Source organism: Variovorax sp. UC122_21, assembly GCF_044056785.1.
GTDB lineage: Bacteria > Pseudomonadota > Gammaproteobacteria > Burkholderiales > Burkholderiaceae_C > Variovorax.
On record NZ_CP172004.1, the window covers coordinates 4,136,507 to 4,157,452 of the forward strand.

Sequence of the window (20,946 nt, forward strand, 5' to 3'; positions counted from 1 at the left end):
TATAATGTAGGGCTTCGCAACTGGCGAAATCGGCAAGAGCGACAGCAACACCTCCGGACCGGCCCCTCGCGCAACGCACTCCACGGCAACCCCGCTGGAAAGGGCCAATACCCGCAAGGACTGCACACCAAATGATCGCCCGACATCTTGCCTATTGAGGATTTATTCCTCTTTTCCCAATTGTTCCTGTCCGGCCGTGCCGGGCTGGCGGCGCTGTCCTCGCGGACCGCGCCCGTGTGATTTCGTGTGATCCCGCTTGTCCATTCTTGTTGTAACGAGGTCGTATGCCCAGTTCAAAGAAGCCTGCTCCTTCACCCGCCAAAAGCGCCGCCGCCAAGCCTGCAGCCGAAAAACCGTTGAAAGCGGCCGCTTTGCCGGCAACTAAGACGGGTGCAGCCGCATCCAAGGCGGCAGCCGCAACGAAAGTGAAAACCGTGCCCACGAAATCGACGACCACCACCGACGACACCAAGAAGACGGCCGCCAAGACGGCTGCCGCAGGCGCTGCGGCCCCCGCCGCCAAGAAGGTCGGCCGCCCGCCCAAGGCCGCCAGCACCGCCGCCGCCGCTCCCGCCACCGGCGCCAAGCGCGGCCGCAAGCCCAAGGCCGACAAGGATGCGCCCGAGAGCGACGTCGACCTGTCGGACATCGAGGAAGACCTGGCCGGTGACGAACCCGCGGCTGCCGTTGCGACGACCGAAGAGAAGGTCAAGCCGCTGCGCATGAAGATCAGCAAGGCGAAGGAACGCGCCTTGATGAAGGAATTCGGCCTCGACGAGACCGTGCTGTCCGAGGAAGACCTCGCCAAGCGCCGCTCGCGCCTGAAGACCCTGATCACGCTGGGCAAGACCCGCGGCTACCTGACGCACGGCGAAATCTCCGACCACCTGCCCGACAAGCTGGTCGACGCCGAGACCATGGAAGTCGTGGTCACCATGCTCAACGACATGGGCGTGGCCGTCTACGAGCAGACCCCCGACGCCGAGACCCTGCTGCTGAACAACACTGCCCCACCGCGACCACGGTGGAAGAAGCCGAGGAAGAAGCCGAAGCGGCGCTCTCCACGGTGGACAGCGAATTCGGCCGCACCACCGACCCCGTGCGCATGTACATGCGCGAAATGGGCACGGTCGAACTGCTGACCCGCGAAGGCGAAATCGAGATCGCCAAGCGCATCGAAGGCGGTCTGATGGCGATGATGGAGGCCATCTCGGCCTCCCCCGCCACCATCGCCGAGATCCTGCGCCTGGCCGGCGAGATCCGTGAAGGCAAGGTCGTCATCTCGACCATCGTCGACGGCTTCTCGAACCCGAACGAGGCCGACGACTACGTGGCCGAGGAAGACTTCGACGAATTCGACGAGGAAGACGACGACGACGGCAAGGGCGGCTCCAAGGCGCTGACCAAGAAGCTCGAGGAACTCAAGAACGAGGCCCTCTCGCGCTTCGACCGCATCGCCGAGATGTTCGAGAAGGTGCACAAGGTCTACGACAAGGAAGGCTACGGCACGCCCTCGTACACCAAGGCCCAGCAGTCCCTGTCGGACGAGCTGATGACCATCCGCTTCACCGCGCGCACCATCGAGCGCCTGTGCGACCTCGTGCGCACCCAGGTCGACGACGTGCGCAAGAAGGAACGCGAGCTGCGCCGCATCATCGTGGACAAGTGCGGCTTCCCGCAGGACGAGTTCATCCGCGACTTCAGCGGCTTCGACAAGAACGGCAACCGCATCGCCTCCAACCTGCTGAACCTCAAGTGGGTCGAGAAGCAGGCCGCCGCCGGCAAGCCCTGGAGCGCCGTGCTCGCGCGCAACATTCCGCCGGTGCAGGAACTGCAACAGAAGCTGGCCGACATCCAGTCGCGCGTGGTGGTGCCGCTGACCGAGCTCAAGGACATCAACAAGCGCATGAACGAGGGCGAGTCGTCCTCGCGCGATGCCAAGAAGGAAATGATCGAGGCCAACCTGCGCCTCGTGATCTCGATCGCCAAGAAGTACACCAACCGCGGCCTGCAGTTCCTCGACCTGATCCAGGAAGGCAACATCGGCCTGATGAAGGCGGTGGACAAGTTCGAATACCGCCGCGGCTACAAGTTCTCGACCTACGCCACGTGGTGGATCCGCCAGGCCATCACGCGCTCGATCGCCGACCAGGCGCGCACCATCCGCATCCCGGTGCACATGATCGAGACCATCAACAAGATGAACCGCATCTCGCGCCAGCATTTGCAGGAGTTCGGCTTCGAGCCCGACGCCGGCATCCTGGCCGCCAAGATGGAGATCCCGGAAGACAAGATCCGCAAGATCATGAAGATCGCGAAGGAGCCGATCTCGATGGAAACCCCCATCGGCGACGACGACGATTCGCACCTGGGCGACTTCATCGAGGACAGCAGCAACACGGCCCCGATCGAGGCCGCGATGCAGGCGGGCCTGCGCGACGTGGTCAAGGACATCCTCGACTCGCTGACGCCGCGCGAAGCCAAGGTGCTGCGCATGCGCTTCGGCATCGAGATGTCGACCGACCACACGCTGGAAGAAGTCGGCAAGCAGTTCGACGTGACGCGCGAGCGCATCCGCCAGATCGAGGCGAAGGCCCTGCGCAAGCTCAAGCATCCGTCGCGCTCGGACAAGCTGCGCAGCTTTATTGATACGCTCTGAGCCGGTCTCCCGGTATTTCCCGACAAGGAGGCGCCCGCAAGGGCGCTTTCTTTTTTGGGCCCCTCTGCGACAGACGCACAGATAAGAAGAATGGAGCAATCCTCATCATGAATCCCGATGCAGACAAACTCTGGCAAGCCCCGCGCTGGGCGCTGGCCGTGCTGCTCGCGGTGCTCGGCATGCTCGGGCCCTTCTCCATCGACACCTACATCCCCGCCTTCTCTGGCATCGCCCAATCCATCGGCGCGACGCCGGCCGAGATGCAGCAGACGCTGTCGGCCTACCTGTTCGGCTTCGCCTTCATGAACCTGTTCCATGGTGCGCTGTCCGACAGCTTCGGACGCCGCCCGGTGGTGCTGTGGGGTCTCGCGGTGTTCACGCTGGCCTCGCTGGGCTGCGCGCTGTCGCAGACGATCACGCAGCTGGTGCTGTTCCGCGGCCTGCAGGGCCTGTCGACCGGCGCGGGCATCGTGGTCTCGCGCGCGGTGATCCGCGACATGTTCCCGCCCGCCGAGGCCCAGCGCGTGATGAGCCAGGTCACGATCTACTTCGGCGTGGCGCCCGCCATCGCACCGATCGTCGGCGGCTTCCTGTTCGTGCACGCGGGCTGGCACGCGGTGTTCTGGTTCCTGGTGGCCGTGGGCGTGGTGCTGTTCGCCGCCAACTACAAGCTGCTGCCCGAGACGCTGCACCGCAGCCACCGCCAGCCGTTCCAGGTGAAGCACCTGCTGCGCGGCTACTGGGACCTGTGCTCCGACCCGCGCTTCCTGCTGCTGGCCTTCGCCAGCGGCGTGCCCTTCAACGGCATGTTCCTCTACGTGCTGGCAGCACCCGCCTTCCTCGGCGATCACCTCGCGCTGCAGCCGCAGCAGTTCTTCTGGTTCTTCCTGCTGACCATCGGCGGCATCATGCTCGGCGCGCGCGCCAGCGGACGCATGGCCGGCAAGGTCGCGCCCAAGCGCCAGATCCGCGACGGCTTCCTGATCATGCTGGTGACCTCGGTGGTCAACGTGGTCGCCAACACCTTCTTCCACGCCCACGTGGCCTGGGCGCTGTGGCCGCTCGCGGTGTTCGCCTTCGGCTGGGCGCTGATGGTGCCGGTGGTCACACTGCTGGTGCTCGATCTGCATCCCGAACGCCGCGGCATGGCCTCCTCGCTGCAGGCCGTGATCGGCTCCACCGCCAACGGCATCGTGGCCGGCGCGGTGGCGCCGCTGGTGATGCACTCCACGCTCGCGCTCGCGCTCACCTCGACCCTGATGCTGGCCATCGGCCTGGTGGCCTGGGTCTGGCTGCACGGCCGCTGGCCCGACATCGGCCGGCGCGTCGCCCACGAGGGCTGAAACGGCGGCCGGCGAACGAACAAGAACAACACAGAGACACCCTTCGATCCGCATGTCCTCCGCCCACAAGCTCCTCGTCTATCTGCGCGCCTGGCTGCCGGGCCGCACCACCGTCGATGCGCGCGAGCGCCTGCGCGCCATGGGCGGCGCGGCGCTCGGACTGCTGATCACCGCGCTGATCTGCCGCTGGATCGCGCAGACCCTCGGCGGCAATGCCGTGTGGCTGATCGCGCCGCTGGGCGCCAGCGCGGTGCTGGTGTTCGCGGTGCCGGCCAGCCCGCTCGCGCAGCCCTGGTCGGTGGTGGGCGGCAACACGCTGTCGGCCATCGTGGGCATCGCCAGCGTCAACTGGATTCCCGACCCGGCCGTGGCCGCAGCGGTCGCGGTCGGCGGCGCCATCGGCCTGATGTTCGTCGCGCGCTGCCTGCATCCGCCGGGCGGTGCCGCGGCGCTGCTGGCGGTGCTCACCCACACCTCGCATCTGTCGTCGGCCTTCTTCCCCTTCTTCGTCAACTCGCTGCTGCTGGTGCTGGCGGGCGCGGCCTACAACAGCTTCACCGGCCGGCGCTATCCGCACGTGCAGGTAGCGCAGCCGCCGCGCGCCGACGCACGCTTCAGCCAGGCCGACATCGATGCCGTGCTCGCGCGCTACAACCAGGTGCTCGACATCAGCCGCGACGACCTCGAGTCGCTGATCCAGCAGACCGAGCTCGAGAGCTACAAGCGGCGGCTCGGCACGCTGCACTGCGACGACATCATGTCGCGCACGCCGATCACAGTGGAGTTCGGCACGCCGCTGCAGGAGGCCTGGGCGCTGATGCACGAACGCCGCATCAAGGCGCTGCCGGTGGTCGACCGCACGCGCCGCGTGGTGGGCATCGTCACGCAGGCCGACTTCTTCCGCCAGCTCGACCTGGCGCACCACGAGGGCATCGCGGGCCGGCTGCGCGACTTCATCCGCGCCACCCGCACCGTGGTGTCGAACAAGCCCGAGGTGGTGGGCCAGATCATGACGCGCCAGGTGCGCGTGGCCAGCGCCGACCGCCCCGTGGTCGACCTGGTGCCTCTGTTCTCCGAGGGCGGCCACCACCATATCCCGATCATCGACGCCGAGAAGCGGCTGGCCGGCATGATCACCCAGTCGGATTTCGTGCGCGCGCTCTACCGCGCGGTGCGGCCCGGTCACTGATCGCCCGCGGCCGCGCGGGCCCGCGCATTTACTGCGCGCTCACTCCAGAACCACGTTGGCCTTCTTCACCAGCGCCGCATAGCGCGCCGCCTCGCTGCGGAAATAGGCGGCCGCCTGCTCGGGCGTGGTCGGCTTGATGAGGTTGCCCTGCTTGTCCATCGCCTCGCGCACCTCGGCGCTCGCGAAGGCCGCGGCCACGGCGTCGTGCACGCGCTGCACGTCGGCGGCCTGCATCTTCGCGGGCCCGATCACCGCGAACCAGCCCTCTACCACGTAGTTCGGCAGGCCCTGCTCGGCGACGGTCGGCATCTCGGGCGCGGCCGGCGAGCGCGCCGGGCCGCACAGGCCGATGGCGCGCAGCGCGCCGCTCTTGAGGTGCGGCTGCACGGCCGGCAGCGCGACCACGCCCATCTCGACCTGGCCCGCGATCATGTCGGTGACCATCGGGCCCGTGCCCTTGTACGGAATGTGCCGCGCCTTCACGCCGGCCTCGTCCATGAACATCTCGCCCGCCAGGTGGATGATGGTGCCGTTGCCCGAGGAGGCGTAGTTGTAGCCCTCGGGCTTCGCGCGCAGCAGCGCCACCAGCTCCTTCACATTCTTCGCCGGCAGCTTCGGGTTCACCGCCAGCACCAGCGGCGTGGCGCCCACCACGCTGATCGGCGTCACGTCGGCGATCGGATCGAAGGGCATCTTCCTGAACACCGCCGGGTTGATGACGTGGTTGTTGGACACCATGCCCAAGGTGAAGCCGTCGGGCGCGGCCTTGACCACCGTCGAGGTGCCCGTGATGCCGCCCGCGCCCGGCTGGTTCTCGACCACCACCGGCTGGCCGAAGGCCTTGCCGAGCGCGACCGTGGCGGCGCGCACGATGGCGTCCACGCCCGAGCCGGCGCTGATCGGCAGGATGAAGCGCACGGGCCGGTCGCCCTGCGCCCAGGCGGGCCAGGCGGCCAGCGCGGCCGCGCCGGCGCCCAGGCCCAGCAGCGCGCGGCGGTTGAGGAAGGAAGGCAGTTGGTTGGGCATCGTCTTGTCTCTCGTTGTAGTGGGGGAAAGGAAAACCGGTCTATGCCACCGCCGCATCGTCGAGCAGCGCCTGCATCTGCGCCTCGCCGTAGCCGAGCTCGGCCAGCAGTTCGCGCGTGTGCTCGCCCAGCGTCGGCGGGTCGAGGCGCACGCCCAGGCGCTCGCCGCCCAGGGTGATCGGGAACAGCGTGGTCTGCGCGGTCTGGCCCGCGCGCTCGCCGTCGGGCAGGCGGATGTCGGCCAGGCCGCCGGTGGCCAGCAGGTGCGGATCGCCGTAAAGGTCCTCGGGCCGCACGATCGGCGCGAACGGCAGGCCGCGCGCCTCGAAGAGCGCCGACAGCTCGGCCGCCGGGCGCGAAGCCAGCCGCGCGCGCAGGTCCGCCAGCAGCGTCGGGCGCAGCCGCACGCGGTCGTTGTTGGTGCGCAGCGCCGGGTCGGCCTTGAGGTCGTCGAAGCCCAGGGCGTCGCAGAAGCTCTGCCACTGCGCGTCGCTGACCGCGGCCAGGAAGATCTGCTCGCCGTCCTTCACGGTGAACACGTCGTACAGCGCCCAGGCCGAGATGCGCTCGGGCATCGGCGCCGCGGCCTGGCCCGTGATCGCGTACTGCAGCATGTGCTGGCCGACCAGGAACACGTTGTTCTCGAACAGCGCCGAATGCACCTCCTGCCCCTCGCCGGTCTGGCCGCGCTGCATCAGCGCGGCCATCGCGCCGATGGCGCCGAACATGCCGCCCATGATGTCGTTGACGCTGGTGCCCGCGCGCAACGGGTCGCCGGGCCGGCCGGTCATGTAGGCCAGCCCGCCCATCATCTGCACCACCTCGTCGAGCGCGGTGCGGTGCTCGTAGGGGCCGGGCAGGAAGCCCGTGTGGTTGACGTACACCAGCCGCGGGTTGAGCCGGCGCAGCGCCGCATAGTCGAGGCCGTACTTCCCCATGGTGCCGGGCTTGAAGTTCTGCGCCACCACGTCGGCGCCGGCGCACAGGCGCAGCGCGGCCTCGAGCCCCTGCGGGTGGCGCAGGTCGAGCGCGATGCTCTTCTTGTTGCGGTTGAACATCGGGAAGAAGCCCGCGCCCGCGCCCAGCAGGTGGCGCGTGCGGTCGCCCTCGATCGGCTCGACCTTGATGACCTCGGCGCCGAGGTCGGCCAGCACCATGCCGCAGGTCGGGCCCATCACCATGTGGGTGAACTCGACCACGCGGATGCCGGCCAGCGGCAGAGGCTTGTCCTGGGACGTGCTCATGCCGCCACCTCTTCCTGCGCGAAGGTCTTCGGGAAGCCCGCGCGCCACAGCGTGCCCTGCAGGGTCTCGCCGTCCAGCCATTGCGCCACGCGCCCGCGCAGCGCGAGCAGCTGCCGCAGGTCGACGCCCGTGGTCACGCCCATGCTCTGCAGCATGAACAGCAGGTCCTCGGTGTCGACGTTGCCGCTGGCGCCCGGCGCATGCGGGCAGCCGCCGATGCCGGCCAGGCAGGCATCGAAGCGCGCGATGCCGACCTCGAGCGCCGCATAGACGTTGGCCAGCCCCAGCCCGCGCGTGTCGTGGAAATGGCCGCACCACAGCCGCTCGCCCGCGATCGCCCGCGCGCGCTCGAACAGGCGGCGCACCATCGCCGGATCGGCATAGCCGACGGTGTCGGCCAGGCTCACGCGGTCGGCGCCCGCGTCGAGCAGGGCCTGCATCAGCCGCAGCACCTCCTCGGGCGCCACCGAGCCCTGCAGCGTGCAGCCGAAGGCGGTGCCCACGCCGCCCTCGATCAGCGTCCTCGAGCCCGCGGCATCGCGCGCGGCGCGGATGCGGGCGACCTCGGCCACCACCTCGTCGGGCGTCTTGCGCAGGTTGGCGAGGCTGTGCGCATGGCTGGCCGACAGCGGCACCACCAGCAGGTCGGCCTCGCCCTCGATCGCACGCTCGGCACCCTTCAGGTTGGGCACCAGCACCGAGGCGAACAGGCCCGGCAAGGTCTTCGCGAAGGCCAGCAGCTCGGCCGTGTCGGCCAGCTGCGGCAGCAGCCGCGCGGGCACGAAGGAGCCGACCTCGATCTCGCGCTGGCCGGCCGCGTGGGCGGCGCGGATCCACTCGCGCTTGTGCGCGGTGGGCAGGGTACGAGCGATGCTCTGCAGGCCGTCGCGCAGGCCCACTTCGCGCACGGTGGCGCGCGGCGGCAGGAAGGCGTGCGGGCGCGCCGGTTCGGAAAGTTCGGTCAAGGCGGTGTCTCCGTGGGTGTCTGGAATCGGCTCGATTCTTAGACTTTCCGATTCGATGCAGAAGCTATATTTCGGAAGCCGATCCGTTCCGAACCGGAACACCACGAAAACCACGGAGCCGACGCCATGCGCGATCTCGACCTCACCACCCTGCGCCTGTTCGTCTCGGTCTGCGAGACCCGCAGCATCGCGCGCGCCGGCGCCCAGGCCAGCATCGTCGGCTCGGCCATCAGCAAGCGGCTGGCGCAGCTCGAGGACACGCTGGGCACGCCGCTGTTCGTGCGGCGGCGCCGCGGCGTGGTGCCCACGGCGGCCGGCGAAACCCTGCTCGAGCATGCGCGCGCCATGCTCGGCAGCGTCAACCGCATCGAGCGCGACATGGCGGCCTATGCCGGCGGCATGCGCGGCCACGTGCGCATGCTGGCCTCGGCCTCGGTGATGGCCGAGTCGCTGGCCGAGGACGTGGCCGACTTCCTGCAGGACCCGGCACACCGCAACATCCGCGTCGACATGGAAGAGCGCGTGAGCCCCGAGATCGTGCGCGGCATCCGCGAGGGCGTGGCCTCGATCGGACTGTGCTGGGACGCCGCCGACCTCGAGGGCCTGCAGCGGCGCGACTACCGCAGCGACCACCTCGCGGTGGTGGCCCATCCCTCGCACCCGGTGGCGCGCATGCGCGAGGTGCGCTTCGAGCAACTGCTCGACCACGAGTTCGTCGGCATGCCCGCGCTCAGCGCGGTGCAGCTGCTGCTCGCGCGCGAGGCCACGGCCGCGGGCAAGCCGCTGGTGCACCGCGTGCTGGTGTCGAACTTCGACGCCGCGCTGCGCGTGGTGCGCGCCGGGCTCGCGATCAGCGTGGTGCCGGCCGAGGTGGCGCAGCCCTTCACCGAGGCCTATGGCCTGCGCCTGATGCCGCTGGCCGACCCGTGGGCGAAGCGCCGCTTCGCGATCTGCTTTCGCGACGAGGCCTCGCTCTCGCCCGCGGCGCAGCTGCTGGTGGCGCACCTGGAGAAGCTGGCGCGACGCGACTGAACCGGCTCATTCGTCCGGATTTCGAAACGATCCTTTGCGCGGGAGCCGGTTTTTGTTTCGTTCGGCGCCATCCACACTGCGGGCTCACCTGTCACACCCCATCCGCAGAAAGAATCGCCATGTTCCGCCGCCGCTTCATCGCCACCACCGCGCTCGCCGCCTTCTCCACCCTCGGTCTCGCCGCATCCGCCGCACCCCTGACGCTCGAGGTCTACAACCCGGGCGCGGCCTCGCTGTTTCCCGTCTCCTCGAGCATCGTCTCGGGCGAGAAGGAGGCCGTGCTGATCGACGCCCAGTTCCAGCGCAGCGACGCCCAGGCGCTGGTGAAGAAGATCCAGGCCGGCGGCCGCAGGCTCGCCACCGTCTACATCAGCCACAGCGACCCCGACTACTACTTCGGCCTCGACGTGATCCGCGCCGCCTTCCCCGACGCGAGGATCGTCGCCACGCCGCAGACCGTGGCCGCGATCCAGGCCTCGAAGGACGGCAAGCTGGCCCACTGGGATCCGATCCTCAAGGACAACGCGCCGCAGTCGCTGGTGGTGCCCGAACCGCTTGCGGGCGACACGATCGAACTCGAGGGCCGCAAGATCCAGGTCGTCGGCCCCACGCCCGCGCGCACCGTCGCCTGGATTCCCTCGCTCAAGACCGTGGTCGGCGGCGTGCCGGTGTCGGCCAACATCCACCTGTGGGTGGCCGACACGCAGACGCCCGAGTCGCGCCGCGACTGGCGCCGCACCCTCGACCGCATCGCCGCGCTGAAGCCGAAGACCGTGGTGCCCGGCCACTACCTGCCGAACGCCGACGGCTCGGCGCCCTCCACGCTCGCTTCGGTGAACTTCACGCGCGCCTACCTGCAGGCCTTCGAGACCGAGGCCGCCAAGGCCAAGGACTCGGCCGCGCTGATCGCCGCGATGAAGAAGCGCTACCCCAAGCTGGAAGACGCCTCCTCGCTCGAACTGAGCGCGAAGGTCATCAAGGGAGAAATGAAATGGCCGCAATGAACCCGGGCAGCCACGAAGGCGCCACCCTGCACTGCATCTTCGACCCGCTGTGCGGCTGGTGCTATGCCGCCGCGCCGCTGGTCGAGGCCGCGCGCGAGGTCTCGGGCCTGCGGGTCGAACTGCATGGCGGCGGCATGATGACCGGCGCCAACCGCCGCGCCATCACGCCGCAATGGCGCGACTACGTGCTGCCGCACGACCGCCGCATCGCCGAGCTCACGGGCCAGCCTTTCCGGCGAGGCCTACTTCGAAGGCCTGCTGCGCGACGGCACGGCCGTGATGGACTCCGAGCCGCCGACCACCGCGATCCTCGCGGCCGAGTCGCTGCGCGCGGGCGGCGCGCTCGACATGGCGCATCGCGTGCAGCGCGCGCACTACGCCGAGGGCCGGCGCATCGCCGATGCCGAGGTGCTGCAGGCGCTGGCCGTGGAACTGGGCTTCGATGGCGAAGCCTTCGCCGCGGCCTTCGCGCGGCTGTCGGGCGAGGCAACCGCGCAGCACATCGAGGCCAGCCGCGCGCTGCTGCGCCGCGTCGGCGGCCAGGGCTTTCCGACCTTCGTGCTCGCGCGGCCCGATGGCGGCGCGAGCCGCGTCGACATCGGGCCGTGGCTGGGCCGGCCGGACGCGTGGAAGGCGCAGCTCGCAGGCTTCGCGGCGCCCGCCTCAACCTCGTCGGCGACGCCTGCATGCGGCCCGGACGGCTGCGCGATCTGAGCGCTGCACCAGAAGACCCGTCGGATCCCGACGCTAGCGCACGCACTGGAAGCTCGCCGCCTGCGCCGCATCGCCCCCCACGTAGCGGGGCCACAGCGGCCATTCGCACAACGGGCGCGCGCGCACCGTCCTGAAGGGCGGCTGCACCTCCTGCTCGAGCAGTTGCAGGCCGGCAGGCGCGCGGCCGCGCTCGACCCAGTCGACCAGCACGCCGAGCATGTCGACGTTGGCCGGTGCCCCGCTGCCCACGTGGTCCACGCCGGGCGCGGTGTACAGCCGCATGAAGCGGTCCACCTCGGCGCGGCCCATGCGCGCGACCACCGACTCGTGATATCGGATGCCCGCGAACGGGCTCTGCGCATAGTCGGCCATGTGCTCGAGCATCAGCAGCTTGCCGCCGCGCGCGCTGAAGGCGCCGAGCTCGGGGTCGGTCGAATCCATCAGCCGCGAGACGGTGGCGATGCGCGCCGCATGGTCCTCGGCGCGGTAGTTGCGCACGTCGAGCGAGGGGTCGCGGGCATAGAAGTACTGCAGCGCGCCGCTGCCGTAGAACCACGCGATGCCGTTGCTCGGCTGCGGCGGCACGGTCGGCGCGGCGCTGCCGGTCCACCAGGCGTTCCAGCCGCCCATCGAGGCGAAGGCCGGCGTGGCCTCGCCGCCGATGCCCCAGCCCGGGTACTCCGCGATGCCGTTGGCCAGCGGCACGGGCGAGCGCCACGGCGAACGCAGCGTGCGCACCGCCTGCACCTGCGCGTCGTTGAGGCAGTCGTCCCCGCGCGTGCCCGCCGCGCAGCGCAGGCTGGCCGGGTCGAAGCGCTGCAGGCAGGCCACCGGGTTCGACACGATGCGATCGGCCGTGCCGTCGGCGGCATCGCAGGCCGCGAGCACGGCCTCGTGCACCCGCTGCACCTGCGCGGGCCGCAGCCAGCCCTCGCCGAAGGTGGCGATGCCGTTGCGCGTGCCCGCATGCTGCAGCCCGGTCCAGTTGATGACCGGCACGCGGCTGAAGATGCCGTCGAAGTCGCGCGGATAGCGCTGCGCCATGGTCAGCGCCTCGCGCCCGCCCTCCGAGCTGCCCATGAAGTAGAGCTTGCGCGGCGCCTGCCCGTAGGCGCGCTGCATCAGCGCCACGGCCACGTCGCGCACCTTCTTGTACGAGGCATGCGCGAAGTTCTCGAGCGCCTCGTCGTTGAGCGCGAAGGCCTGCGGCGGCTGGCCGGCCACGTTCTGGTGGCCGGAGTCGGTGCCGTAGGTCACGAAGCCCTGCGCGAGCGGCGCGGGCTGGTCGAAGCGGGCCGCGGGCACCAGCGCCAGGCCGGTGATCAGCACGCCGTTGAACCCGCCGCCGCCGTACTGCAGGCTGCGGCCGTTCCAGGCCAGCGGCAGGTTGACCTGGAACCCGATCGGCGGCGCCGCGGCATCGCGCGGCGCGATGCGCCCGAGCAGCCGGCAATGCGCGGGCGTGGCCGGCGTGATGCGCGCCGCCGGACTCGGGCCGCGCTCGGCCACCGCCAGCGGCGCGGCCGCGACGAGGGTGGCGGAGTCGATGGTCGCCGCACCGCTGGGCAGGCCGATCGCGCCGGGCGGCACCGGTGCCGCGAGGCGCGCGCAGGCCGCGGCGGGGTCGGGCCCGAGGCTCAGGCTCTGCGGCGCGGAAGGCCCGCCGGTGCCGCAGGCGGCGAGCAGGCCCGCGGCGATCGCCAGGGCCGACAGGCCGGCCGTTCGTCGCATCGTCGTGTTCCGGATCGTCATGGTCTTGTGTCTCCTTGTCTTTCCGGCCGAGGCGTCGACCGTCTAGCGCGCCACGCCCAGCAAGCGATCGAGCACCTGCGGCTGCGCCCGCAGCGCGGCCGCGCTGTCGGCATGCACGACGGTTCCGTGGTCGAGCACCACGGCCTCGTCGGAGATCGCGAGGATCGCCTGCGGATGCTGTTCGACCACGATCGCGGCCAGGCCCTCGTCGCGCGTGATGCGGCGGATGGCGCGCAGCAGCTCCTCCACGATGATCGGCGCCAGGCCCTCGAGCGGCTCGTCGAGCAGCAGCAGCCTCGGGTTCAGCACCAGCGCGCGGCCCACGGCCAGCATCTGCTGCTCGCCGCCCGAGAGCTGGGTGCCGAGGTTGGTCTTGCGCTCGGCCAGGCGCGGGAACATCTCGTAGACGCGGCGCGGATTCCACGGCCCGGGCCGCTCCACGGCCGTGAGGTTCTCGTGCACGGTGAGCGACTTGAAGATGTTGCGCTCCTGCGGCACCCAGCCGATGCCGGCCGCCGCGCGCTGGTGCGGCGCGAGCCGGTGCAGCGCCTGGCCGCCGAGCGCGATGCTGCCGCCATGCTGGCGCGTGGCGCCCGCCAGGGTGTTGATCAGCGTGGTCTTGCCGGTGCCGTTGCGGCCCAGCAGCGCGAGCGTGCGGCCCTCGCCGAGCGCGAAGGACACGTCGTGCAGCACCACGGCCTCGCCGTAGCCGGCGCTGAGGTTCTCGATGCGCAGCAGCTCAGACATGGGCGGCCTCCGCGGACTGGCCATGGCCGAGGTAGACCTCCTTGACCCGCGGGTCGTTGGCGATGGCCTCGGGATCGCCCTCGGTCAGCAGGGTGCCGTTGACCAGCACCGTCATGCGGTCGGCGAAGCTGAACACCAGGTCCATGTCGTGCTCGATCAGCAGCACCGACACGTCGGTCGGCAGCGCGGCCACGGTCTGCAGCAGCTCCTCGCGCTCGCCCGCGGGCACGCCGGCCACGGGTTCGTCGAGCAGCAGCACGCGCGGCTCGCAGGCCAGCGCGATCGCGATCTCGAGCAGCCGGCGCTTGCCGTAGGCCAGGTGCTTCGTCTGCTGGTGCGCCACGTCTGCCAGGTGGAACTGCTCGAGCAGCTGCCCCGCGCGCTCGGCCACCGCCTGGGTCGCGCCGAGCGGGCGCCACCATTGCGCGCCGATGCCCTGGTGCTGCGACACGACCAGCGCCAGCGTCTCCAGCGGCGTCATCGAGTCGAACAGCTGGTTGATCTGGAAGGTGCGCACCAGCCCGCGCGCCACGCGCTTGTGCGGCGCGAGGCGCGTGATGTCCTCGCCGAGCAAGGTGATGCGGCCCTCGGAGGGCGTGAGCACGCCCGTGAGCTGGTTGATCAGGGTGGTCTTGCCGGCGCCGTTCGGGCCGATCAGCGCATGGCGCGCGCCGCGCCTGAGCTCCATCGAGACGTTGTTGGTGGCGGTGATGCCGCCGAAGCGCATCACCAGGCCATGGGTGGAAAGCACGGTGTCGGTCATGCCGCACCGCCCTTCTTGCCGGCACCGAACCAGGTCCAGGGCTTGAGCAGCCGATCGCGGCCCACGAGCACCAGCAGCACCAGGATCAGGCCGATCCAGAACATCCAGTACTGCGGCGTCACCGACGACAGCCAGGTCTGCAGCAGCTTGAAGACGATGGCGCCCGCGACGCCGCCGTAGAGCCAGCCCACGCCGCCGATCACCAGCATCAGCAGCACGTCGGCCGAACGGTCGAAGGCCAGCACGTCGAGCGAGGCGAAGCCGGTGGTCTGCGCGAGCAGCGCGCCCGCGGCACCGGCCACGCCGGCCGCCACGGTGTAGATCACCGCGAGCCGCGACACCACCGGGATGCCGATCGCCATGGCGCGCAGCCGGTTGTCGCGGATCGCCTTGAGCGTGGCGCCGAAGGGCGAATGCACGAGCCGGCGCATGACGAGGAACAGCACCAGCATCACGGCGAGCGAATACCAGGCGGCCGTGCGGCCGTAGAGATCGAACTCGAACAGGCCGAGCACCGGCCCCATCACCACGCCCTGCAGGCCGTCGGCGCCGCCGGTCAGCCAGTCGAGCTTGTTGGCGAGCTCGAGCAGCAAGAGCGCGGTGCCGAGCGTGACCATCAGCCGCGTGAGGTCGCTGCCGCGCAGGATGGTGACGCTGGCCACCAGCCCGAGCAGCGCCGACAGCACGATGGCGAACAGCAGGCCCACAGTCGGGTCGGGCATCACCAGCTTGGCGAACAGCGCCGCGGCATAGGCGCCGAAGCCGAAGAAGGCCGCATGGCCCAGCGAGACGATGCCGGTGTAGCCGAGGATCAGGTCGAGCGACATCGCGAACAGCGCGACGATGGCGATCTCGTTGACCAGCAGCGAGTGCGAGGGCGTGATCAGCGGCAGCGCGAAGGCCACGGCCCACACGACGAACTCGACCGGATGCCAGCGCGCCTTGCGCAGCAGCGGCGACTGGAAGTCGGAGGAGGAAGAAGCAGGCGCGCCCATCAGCGGCCTCCCTTGCGCGTGAACAGGCCCTGCGGGCGCCACATCAGGATCAGGATCATCAGCAGGTAGACGGTGAAGGCGCCCATCTTCGGAATGAAGTACTTGCCGGCCACGTCGGCAATGCCCAGCAGCAGCGCGGCCGCGAGCGGGCCGGTGATCGACGAGGTGCCGCCGACCGAGACCACGATCAGGAAATAGATCATGTACTTGAGCGGGAAGGTCGGATCGAGGCCGAGGATCTCGGCGCCGAGCGCGCCGCCCAGCCCCGCGAGCCCCGAGCCGACCGCGAAGGTCAGCAGGAACACCACGTTGACGTTGATGCCCAGGCCCGCGGCCACGCGCGGGTCGTCGACCGCGGCGCGCAGCCGGCTGCCGAAGCGGGTCTTCGAGAGGATCAGCTGCAGCACCACGGTGAGCACCGCGCAGACCGCGATGATGAACAGCCGGTAGTGGCCCATGCCCAGCATCAGCGCGCCGTCGCCGAGCTCGGTGCGCCCGCGCAGCCACTCGGGCAGCTGCACGTTCTGCTGCGAGGAGCCGACGAAGTAGTCGATGGCGGCCACCGCCATGAAGGCCAGCCCGATCGAGAACAGCACCTGGTCGAGGTGCGGCTTGCCGTACATGGGCCGGTAGAGCGTGCGCTCGAGCAGCGCGCCGGCCAGCGCCACGACCACGAAGGCCAGCGGCAGGCACAGCATGAACGGCACGCCGAACTTCTGCATCGCGAACACGGTGAGATAACCGCCCGCCATCGCGAAGGCGCCGTGCGCGAGGTTGATGAAGTTCATCAGCCCCAGCGTCACGGCCAGCCCCACGGCGAGCACGAACAGCAGCATGCCGTAGGCGATGCCGTCGAAAAGAATGGTGAGCATGGGAGTTCTGAAAACCGCCGGTTCTCTCTATCGCCGTTTCGGATTCGCGCCCCCACCGTTCAGGCTGAGCCTGTCGAAGCCGGGGCGCCGCCTGCGCAAGCCTTCGACAGGCTCAGGCCGAACGGCCCGGGGGCTCCGAGCGGCCGGGAATCCGGCCGGTCGGACCTTACTTCGCCTTTCCCGGGTCCTTCACGCCCTTGATCACGTCGAACTCGACGTTGTAGAGCTGTCCGTCCTTCTTCTCGACCTTGCGCAGGTACACGTCCTGCACCACGTCGCGGGTCTGGGCGTCGATCAGCACCTGGCCGCGCGGGCTTTCGAAGACCTGGCCCTTCATGCCGGCCAGGAGCGCCTCGCCGCCGCCCTGGCCCTTGCTGGTCTTGAGCGCCTCGTAGATCACGCGCATGCCGTCGTAGCCGCCCACGGCCATGAAGTTGGGGCGCAGCTTGGGGTTGGCCTTCTCGAAGGCCTCGACGAACTTCTTGTTGGCGGCCGAGGGATGGGCGGCCGAGTAGTGGTGCGAGGTGACCACGCCGAGCGCGCCGTCGCCCATGTCGTTGAGCTGGTCGTCGTCGGTCACGTCGCCGGTGGCGATCAGCTTGATGCCGGCCTTGTCCATGCCGCGCTCGAGGAACTGCTTCATCACGGCCGCGCCCGCGCCCGAGGGCACGAAGACGAACAGCGCGTCGGGCTTGGCGTCGCGCACCTTCTGCAGGAAGGGCGCGAAGTCGGGGTTGCGCAGCGGCACGCGCAGCTTGTCGATCACCTTGCCGCCGTTGAGCGCGAAGCGCTCGCTGAAGAACTTCTCGGCATCGTTGCCGGGGCCGTAGTCGCTGACCAGCGTGACCACCGTCTTGATGCCGTTCTTCGGCGCCCAGTCGCCCATCGGCACCGAGACCTGCGGCAGCGTGAAGCCGCTGCGCACGATGAAGGGCGAGGCCTCGGTGATGCTCGAGGTGGCCGCGGCCATCACGACCTGCGGCGTCTTCGACTGGGTGGCGATCGGTGCCACCGCGAGCGCCAGCGGCGTCAGGCCGAAGCCCGCGAGCACATTCACCTTGTCGTTCACCACCAGCTCCTGCGCCAGGCGCTTGGTGACGTCGGGCAGGCCGGTGTCGTCCTTGACGATCAGCTCGATCTTCCTGCCGGCCACGGTGTCGCCGTTCTGCGCCATGTACAGGCGCGCGGCGGCCTCGATCTGGCGGCCGGTCGACGCCGACTGGCCGGTCATCGGCAGGATCAGGCCGATCTTGAACTTGTTGTCCTGGGCCTGGACGGCCGTCACGGACAGCGCGCCGGAAAGCGCGAGCGCGGCGAGGCTCGCGGACTGGATGAGTTGACGCCTTTGCATGAGTTCTCCTTTGGGGGCGACGAGCGGAATCGGCCTATTTTTCAACACTTTGCAACATTCCTTGTCGCGGACCTTCACCTAGGCGCGGGCCCGCGCGGCGCTTTGTTGCGCGATAGACAAATGAACTGCGCGATGATCGCGCAACGGGGGGTGAGTCGGGATCTCGCACCACCGTTCAGGCTGAGCTTGGCCTGTCCTGAGCTTGTCGAAGGATCGAAGCCTTGCACCCGGCTTCGACAAGCTCAGCCCGAACGGTTGGGGGAGCGATCAACCATCCGCGCGGTACGCGGAATCGAGCGTGAGCGTACCCACCGCGCGCGACACGCAGGCGCAGATGCGGGTGGTGGCCTGCTTCTCGTGCGCGCTGAGGAACACGTCGCGGTGGTCGATCTCGCCGTCGACGGCCAGCACGTCCATCGCGCACAGCCCGCATTCGCCGCGCCGGCAGTCCCACAGGGTCTGCACGCCGGCCGCGTCGAGCGCATCGAGCAGCGAGCAATCGGCCGGCACGGTGATCGCGAGGTCGTGCCGCGGCACGCGCACGGTGAAGGCCTGCGCGGCCAGCCGGCCGCTGCTGCCGAAGGTCTCGAAGCGCAGGTCGGCCGCCGCGCGGCCGGCCGCCGCCCAGGCGCGCTGCACGGCCTCGAGCATCGGCGCCGGGCCGCAGGTGTAGAGCTGGCCGCCCGCGGGCAGCGCGGCGATGGCGGCCGCGAGGTCGATGGCCGCGGCGCCTTCGTGGGTCTGCAATGCCGTCTCGCCCAGCGATGCACGCAGTTCGTCGAGGTAGGCGAACTCGCCCGCGTGGCGCGCGCCGTAATGCATGGCCAGCGGCACGCCGCTGCGCCGCGCATGCGCGCCCAGCCGCTGCGCCATGCCCACCAGCGGCGTGATGCCGATGCCGCCCGCCACCAGCAGATAGCCCGGCGCCGACAGGTCGAGCGCGAAGTGGTTCTGCGGCGCGCTGACCTGCAGGCGGTCGCCCACGGCCAGCCGCCACATCGCGAGCGAGCCGCCACGGCCGTCGTCGAGCCGCTTGACGGCGATGCGCCAGCCGCCGTGCTCGCCCTGCCCCACGAGCGAATACGAGCGCGTCTGCAACTGGCCCTGCGCGCTCGTCACCTGCACCTGCAGATGGGCGCCGGGCTCGTGGCCGCCGGCCGTGCCCACCTCGGGCCGCAGCTCGAATTCGCGCACGGTGGGCGTGAGGTCGCGCAGCGCCACCACCTGCGCCTGCATCCATTGGAGATCGCTTTTCATCGGGGAACCAACGCCGGAAAGAAGAAGGAAGCCGCTCAGCCGCGGCGGCGGATCAGCTGCACGCCGGGCAGCGGCCGCTGCTGCTCGGTGGGCGCGCCATGCAGCGCCTCGCGCAGGTTGCGCCGCGCGATGCGGCTGTGCTCGCGCATCAGCGCCTCGGCGCGCGAACCCTCGCCGGACTCGATGGCATCGAGCACCTGCACGTGCTGGTCCTGCGCGATCACCAGCATGTCGCGCGCGGCCGGCGAATTGGCCTGCACGATCACGAAGCCCGAGGGCGAGGCGAACGGCAGGTTGATCACGCGCTCGAGCTGCTGCGCGATGACCGGGCTGCCGGCCATCTCGCACAGCAGCGCATGGAAGCGTTCGTTGTGCGTCACGTAGCGCGAGAAGGCGGCGTCGTCGAGCGCGGGCTCGCGCAGCAGCTCGTCGATGCGCTGCAGGCAGCCGCGCGCCTCGCGCAGCACCACGGGCGCCGCGCCGCGTTCGGCCGCGAGCCGCGCGACCAGCCCCTCGAGCGTGCCGCGCAGCTCGATGGCGTCGGCCACGTCGCGTTCGGAAAAAGTGCGCACCGCGTAGCCGCCGTTGGGCAGGGCCTCGAGCAGGCCTTCCTGCTCGAGCCGCATCAGCGCGGTGCGCACCGGCGTGCGCGACACGCCGAGCTGCTCGGAGATCGCGACCTCGGCGATGCGCGCGCCGCCCGGCAGCTCGCCGGCCAGGATCATCTCGCGCAGCCGCAGCTGCGCCTTCACGGCCTGCGAGGCGCCGCTGTCGCCGGGCTCGCCGGCGCTGCCGCTGGCGGCGACCTTCATGCGGCCTGCCGCTGGTCGACGTGGATTGGGATCGCGGCGCGCGCGGGCCGCTCCTTGTCGACCATGCGGTCGATCAGCCGCCGCGCCCACATCGAGCCGGCGTCGATGTTGAGGTTGTAGAAGCGGTGGTCGGGATGCTCGTCGATCGCCTTCTGCTGCGCCTCGAGCACCAGCTCGTCCTCGCGGAAGATGCCCGAGACGCCCTCGCGCAGCTCGTGCGTGAGGCGCTGCTCGCCCAGGCAGTAGTTGCGCGCGAAGGCCCAGAAGTAGAGGCAGGTCTTGTCGGTCTCGGGCGTGATGGTGTTGAGCACGTAGCCGTTGACGCCCTTGCCGCGGTCGCCCGGGTTGCCGTTCTTCGGCACCGCGCCGCTGCCGGCCTCGGCCACGCCGACGTCGATGTTGACGGTGCACGGCGCCTCGAAGCGAATGATCTGCCAGCGGTCGACCTTGCCCGCGTAGCCGCGCGCATGGCGGATCTGGCCGCCCCAGAACGGCGGTGCCTCGATGTTCTCCATCCAGCGCGTGACGGTGGCCGAGCGGTCGCCATGGGTGGCGACGAAGGGCGCCTCGGCCACCTCGCGGTTGCCGATCGAGGAGCCGTGCACGAAGGTCTCGTGCGTCAGGTCCATGAGGTTGTCGACCACCAGCCGGTAGTCGCAGTTCACGCGGATCATCTTGCCGTCGCCGGCCCAGGCCGGGTCGTCGTTCCAGTGCATGTCGGGCACCAGCGCGGGATCGGCCAGCGCCGGATCGCCGGGCCAGATCCAGATGAAACGGTGCTTCTCGGCCACCGGGAAGCTGCGCACGCAGGCCGAGGGGTTGAGCGTCTCCTGGCTCGGCATGTGGGTGCATCGGCCCTGGCTGTTGTAGACCAGGCCGTGGTAGCCGCAGACCAGCTCGTCGCCCTCGAGCCGCCCCATCGACAGCGGCAGCAGCCGGTGCCAGCAGGCGTCCTCGAGCGCGGCCACCTGCCCATCGGTGCGGCGGAACAGCACCAGCTTCTGGTTGCAGACCGTGCGCGGCAGCAGCGCATGGCGCACCTCCACATCGTAGGCGGCGGCATACCAGGCGTTGAGCGGGAAATGGGGCGATCGCGTGTCCATGGATACTCAATGTATACAGAAACACGAGAATTTCCAGCCAATTCGGGCAATTCAAGGGAAAACACCGATCTCCCTGTACACATCAACGTCGCCAAACAAGGCGATACGATGTTCCGTTC

Annotated in this window: 15 protein-coding genes and 3 pseudogenes; 6 read left to right on the forward strand and 12 right to left on the reverse strand. The window is 69.9% G+C overall.

Annotation, left to right across the window (positions count from 1 at the left end):
• The first annotated feature begins 284 nt into the window (after positions 1-284).
• The 3 genes and pseudogenes from rpoD to ACHMXE_RS32135 all read left to right on the forward strand — a co-directional run bounded on the left by rpoD (position 285) and on the right by ACHMXE_RS32135 (position 5,191).
• Positions 285-2,659 (forward strand): annotated as a pseudogene (gene rpoD / locus ACHMXE_RS32125) (RNA polymerase sigma factor RpoD).
• Between the two features lie 107 nt (positions 2,660-2,766).
• Positions 2,767-4,002, forward strand: coding sequence for a multidrug effflux MFS transporter (locus tag ACHMXE_RS32130; protein ID WP_203205263.1), 1,236 nt, complete (start codon positions 2,767-2,769; stop codon positions 4,000-4,002).
• A gap of 52 nt (positions 4,003-4,054) precedes the next feature.
• Entirely contained in the window at positions 4,055-5,191 is a 1,137-nt protein-coding gene (locus ACHMXE_RS32135; protein ID WP_395348071.1) for an HPP family protein, read from the forward strand.
• A 39-nt stretch (positions 5,192-5,230) separates the two neighbouring features.
• Here ACHMXE_RS32135 and ACHMXE_RS32140 read toward each other — a convergent pair whose 3' ends face one another.
• From ACHMXE_RS32140 to ACHMXE_RS32150, 3 genes are read right to left on the reverse strand one after another with little or no spacing between them, the layout of a single operon-like run.
• Entirely contained in the window at positions 5,231-6,217 is a 987-nt protein-coding gene (locus ACHMXE_RS32140) for a tripartite tricarboxylate transporter substrate binding protein (RefSeq protein WP_209540952.1), read from the reverse strand.
• 40 nt (positions 6,218-6,257) lie between these two features.
• Positions 6,258-7,460 carry a CaiB/BaiF CoA transferase family protein gene (locus tag ACHMXE_RS32145; RefSeq protein WP_395348072.1) on the reverse strand — a complete coding sequence of 401 codons (1,203 nt, stop codon included), beginning with the start codon at positions 7,458-7,460 and terminating at the stop codon, positions 6,258-6,260.
• On the reverse strand, positions 7,457-8,425 hold the full coding sequence (locus ACHMXE_RS32150; RefSeq protein ID WP_395348073.1) for a hydroxymethylglutaryl-CoA lyase: 969 nt from the start codon (positions 8,423-8,425) through the stop codon (positions 7,457-7,459). Before ACHMXE_RS32150 ends, ACHMXE_RS32145 begins: the two co-directional genes overlap by 4 nt.
• Before the next feature lie 126 nt (positions 8,426-8,551).
• On the opposite strand from ACHMXE_RS32150, the gene ACHMXE_RS32155 reads away from it, so the two are divergent.
• The 3 genes and pseudogenes from ACHMXE_RS32155 (at position 8,552) to ACHMXE_RS32165 (ending at position 11,175) form a co-directional block, all read left to right on the forward strand.
• Positions 8,552-9,457: a LysR family transcriptional regulator gene (locus tag ACHMXE_RS32155; protein ID WP_395348075.1), complete on the forward strand. Its 906-nt coding sequence runs from the start codon at positions 8,552-8,554 to the stop codon at positions 9,455-9,457.
• 119 nt (positions 9,458-9,576) lie between these two features.
• A pseudogene (locus tag ACHMXE_RS32160) lies at positions 9,577-10,455 on the forward strand (MBL fold metallo-hydrolase); the annotation flags it as partial.
• A pseudogene (locus tag ACHMXE_RS32165) lies at positions 10,449-11,175 on the forward strand (DsbA family protein). The pseudogenes ACHMXE_RS32160 and ACHMXE_RS32165, both read left to right, overlap by 7 nt.
• Before the next feature lie 33 nt (positions 11,176-11,208).
• On the opposite strand, the gene ACHMXE_RS32170 reads toward ACHMXE_RS32165, so the two are convergent.
• The 9 genes from ACHMXE_RS32170 to ACHMXE_RS32210 form a co-directional block, all read right to left on the reverse strand.
• Entirely contained in the window at positions 11,209-12,927 is a 1,719-nt protein-coding gene (locus tag ACHMXE_RS32170; RefSeq protein WP_395348076.1) for a tannase/feruloyl esterase family alpha/beta hydrolase, read from the reverse strand.
• A 42-nt stretch (positions 12,928-12,969) separates the two neighbouring features.
• Complete coding sequence (locus ACHMXE_RS32175; RefSeq protein ID WP_203205255.1) at positions 12,970-13,674, reverse strand: ABC transporter ATP-binding protein; 705 nt, start codon at positions 13,672-13,674, stop codon at positions 12,970-12,972.
• A complete protein-coding gene (locus ACHMXE_RS32180) occupies positions 13,667-14,437 on the reverse strand; it encodes an ABC transporter ATP-binding protein (RefSeq protein ID WP_395348077.1) in 771 nt (256 codons plus the stop codon). Before ACHMXE_RS32180 ends, ACHMXE_RS32175 begins: the two co-directional genes overlap by 8 nt.
• Positions 14,434-15,432 (reverse strand): branched-chain amino acid ABC transporter permease, encoded by a 999-nt coding sequence (locus ACHMXE_RS32185; protein ID WP_395348078.1) that lies wholly within the window; start codon positions 15,430-15,432, stop codon positions 14,434-14,436. Before ACHMXE_RS32185 ends, ACHMXE_RS32180 begins: the two co-directional genes overlap by 4 nt.
• A complete protein-coding gene (locus ACHMXE_RS32190) occupies positions 15,432-16,304 on the reverse strand; it encodes a branched-chain amino acid ABC transporter permease (RefSeq protein ID WP_057595671.1) in 873 nt (290 codons plus the stop codon). Before ACHMXE_RS32190 ends, ACHMXE_RS32185 begins: the two co-directional genes overlap by 1 nt.
• A 166-nt stretch (positions 16,305-16,470) precedes the next feature.
• On the reverse strand, positions 16,471-17,655 hold the full coding sequence (locus ACHMXE_RS32195; RefSeq protein ID WP_209540961.1) for an ABC transporter substrate-binding protein: 1,185 nt from the start codon (positions 17,653-17,655) through the stop codon (positions 16,471-16,473).
• A 267-nt stretch (positions 17,656-17,922) separates the two neighbouring features.
• Positions 17,923-18,912: a PDR/VanB family oxidoreductase gene (locus ACHMXE_RS32200; protein ID WP_395348080.1), complete on the reverse strand. Its 990-nt coding sequence runs from the start codon at positions 18,910-18,912 to the stop codon at positions 17,923-17,925.
• Positions 18,913-18,947: 35 nt separating this feature from the next.
• A complete protein-coding gene (locus tag ACHMXE_RS32205) occupies positions 18,948-19,724 on the reverse strand; it encodes a GntR family transcriptional regulator (protein ID WP_395348081.1) in 777 nt (258 codons plus the stop codon).
• A complete protein-coding gene (locus ACHMXE_RS32210) occupies positions 19,721-20,827 on the reverse strand; it encodes a Rieske 2Fe-2S domain-containing protein (RefSeq protein ID WP_395348082.1) in 1,107 nt (368 codons plus the stop codon). The genes ACHMXE_RS32205 and ACHMXE_RS32210 overlap by 4 nt, the downstream gene beginning before the upstream one ends.
• Positions 20,828-20,946 lie beyond the last annotated feature (119 nt).

Bases quoted from the DNA above. Each gene is read 5' to 3' on its own strand.
- ACHMXE_RS32130 (WP_203205263.1), top strand. From the start codon at position 2,767: ATGAATCCCGATGCAGACAAACTCTGGCAAGCCCCGCGCTGGGCGCTG.
- ACHMXE_RS32135 (WP_395348071.1), top strand. From the start codon at position 4,055: ATGTCCTCCGCCCACAAGCTCCTCGTCTATCTGCGCGCCTGGCTGCCG.
- ACHMXE_RS32140 (WP_209540952.1), bottom strand. From the start codon at position 6,217: ATGCCCAACCAACTGCCTTCCTTCCTCAACCGCCGCGCGCTGCTGGGC.
- ACHMXE_RS32145 (WP_395348072.1), bottom strand. From the start codon at position 7,460: ATGAGCACGTCCCAGGACAAGCCTCTGCCGCTGGCCGGCATCCGCGTG.
- ACHMXE_RS32155 (WP_395348075.1), top strand. From the start codon at position 8,552: ATGCGCGATCTCGACCTCACCACCCTGCGCCTGTTCGTCTCGGTCTGC.
- ACHMXE_RS32170 (WP_395348076.1), bottom strand. From the start codon at position 12,927: ATGACGATCCGGAACACGACGATGCGACGAACGGCCGGCCTGTCGGCC.
- ACHMXE_RS32175 (WP_203205255.1), bottom strand. From the start codon at position 13,674: ATGTCTGAGCTGCTGCGCATCGAGAACCTCAGCGCCGGCTACGGCGAG.
- ACHMXE_RS32180 (WP_395348077.1), bottom strand. From the start codon at position 14,437: ATGACCGACACCGTGCTTTCCACCCATGGCCTGGTGATGCGCTTCGGC.
- ACHMXE_RS32185 (WP_395348078.1), bottom strand. From the start codon at position 15,432: ATGGGCGCGCCTGCTTCTTCCTCCTCCGACTTCCAGTCGCCGCTGCTG.
- ACHMXE_RS32190 (WP_057595671.1), bottom strand. From the start codon at position 16,304: ATGCTCACCATTCTTTTCGACGGCATCGCCTACGGCATGCTGCTGTTC.
- ACHMXE_RS32195 (WP_209540961.1), bottom strand. From the start codon at position 17,655: ATGCAAAGGCGTCAACTCATCCAGTCCGCGAGCCTCGCCGCGCTCGCG.
- ACHMXE_RS32200 (WP_395348080.1), bottom strand. From the start codon at position 18,912: ATGAAAAGCGATCTCCAATGGATGCAGGCGCAGGTGGTGGCGCTGCGC.
- ACHMXE_RS32205 (WP_395348081.1), bottom strand. From the start codon at position 19,724: ATGAAGGTCGCCGCCAGCGGCAGCGCCGGCGAGCCCGGCGACAGCGGC.
- ACHMXE_RS32210 (WP_395348082.1), bottom strand. From the start codon at position 20,827: ATGGACACGCGATCGCCCCATTTCCCGCTCAACGCCTGGTATGCCGCC.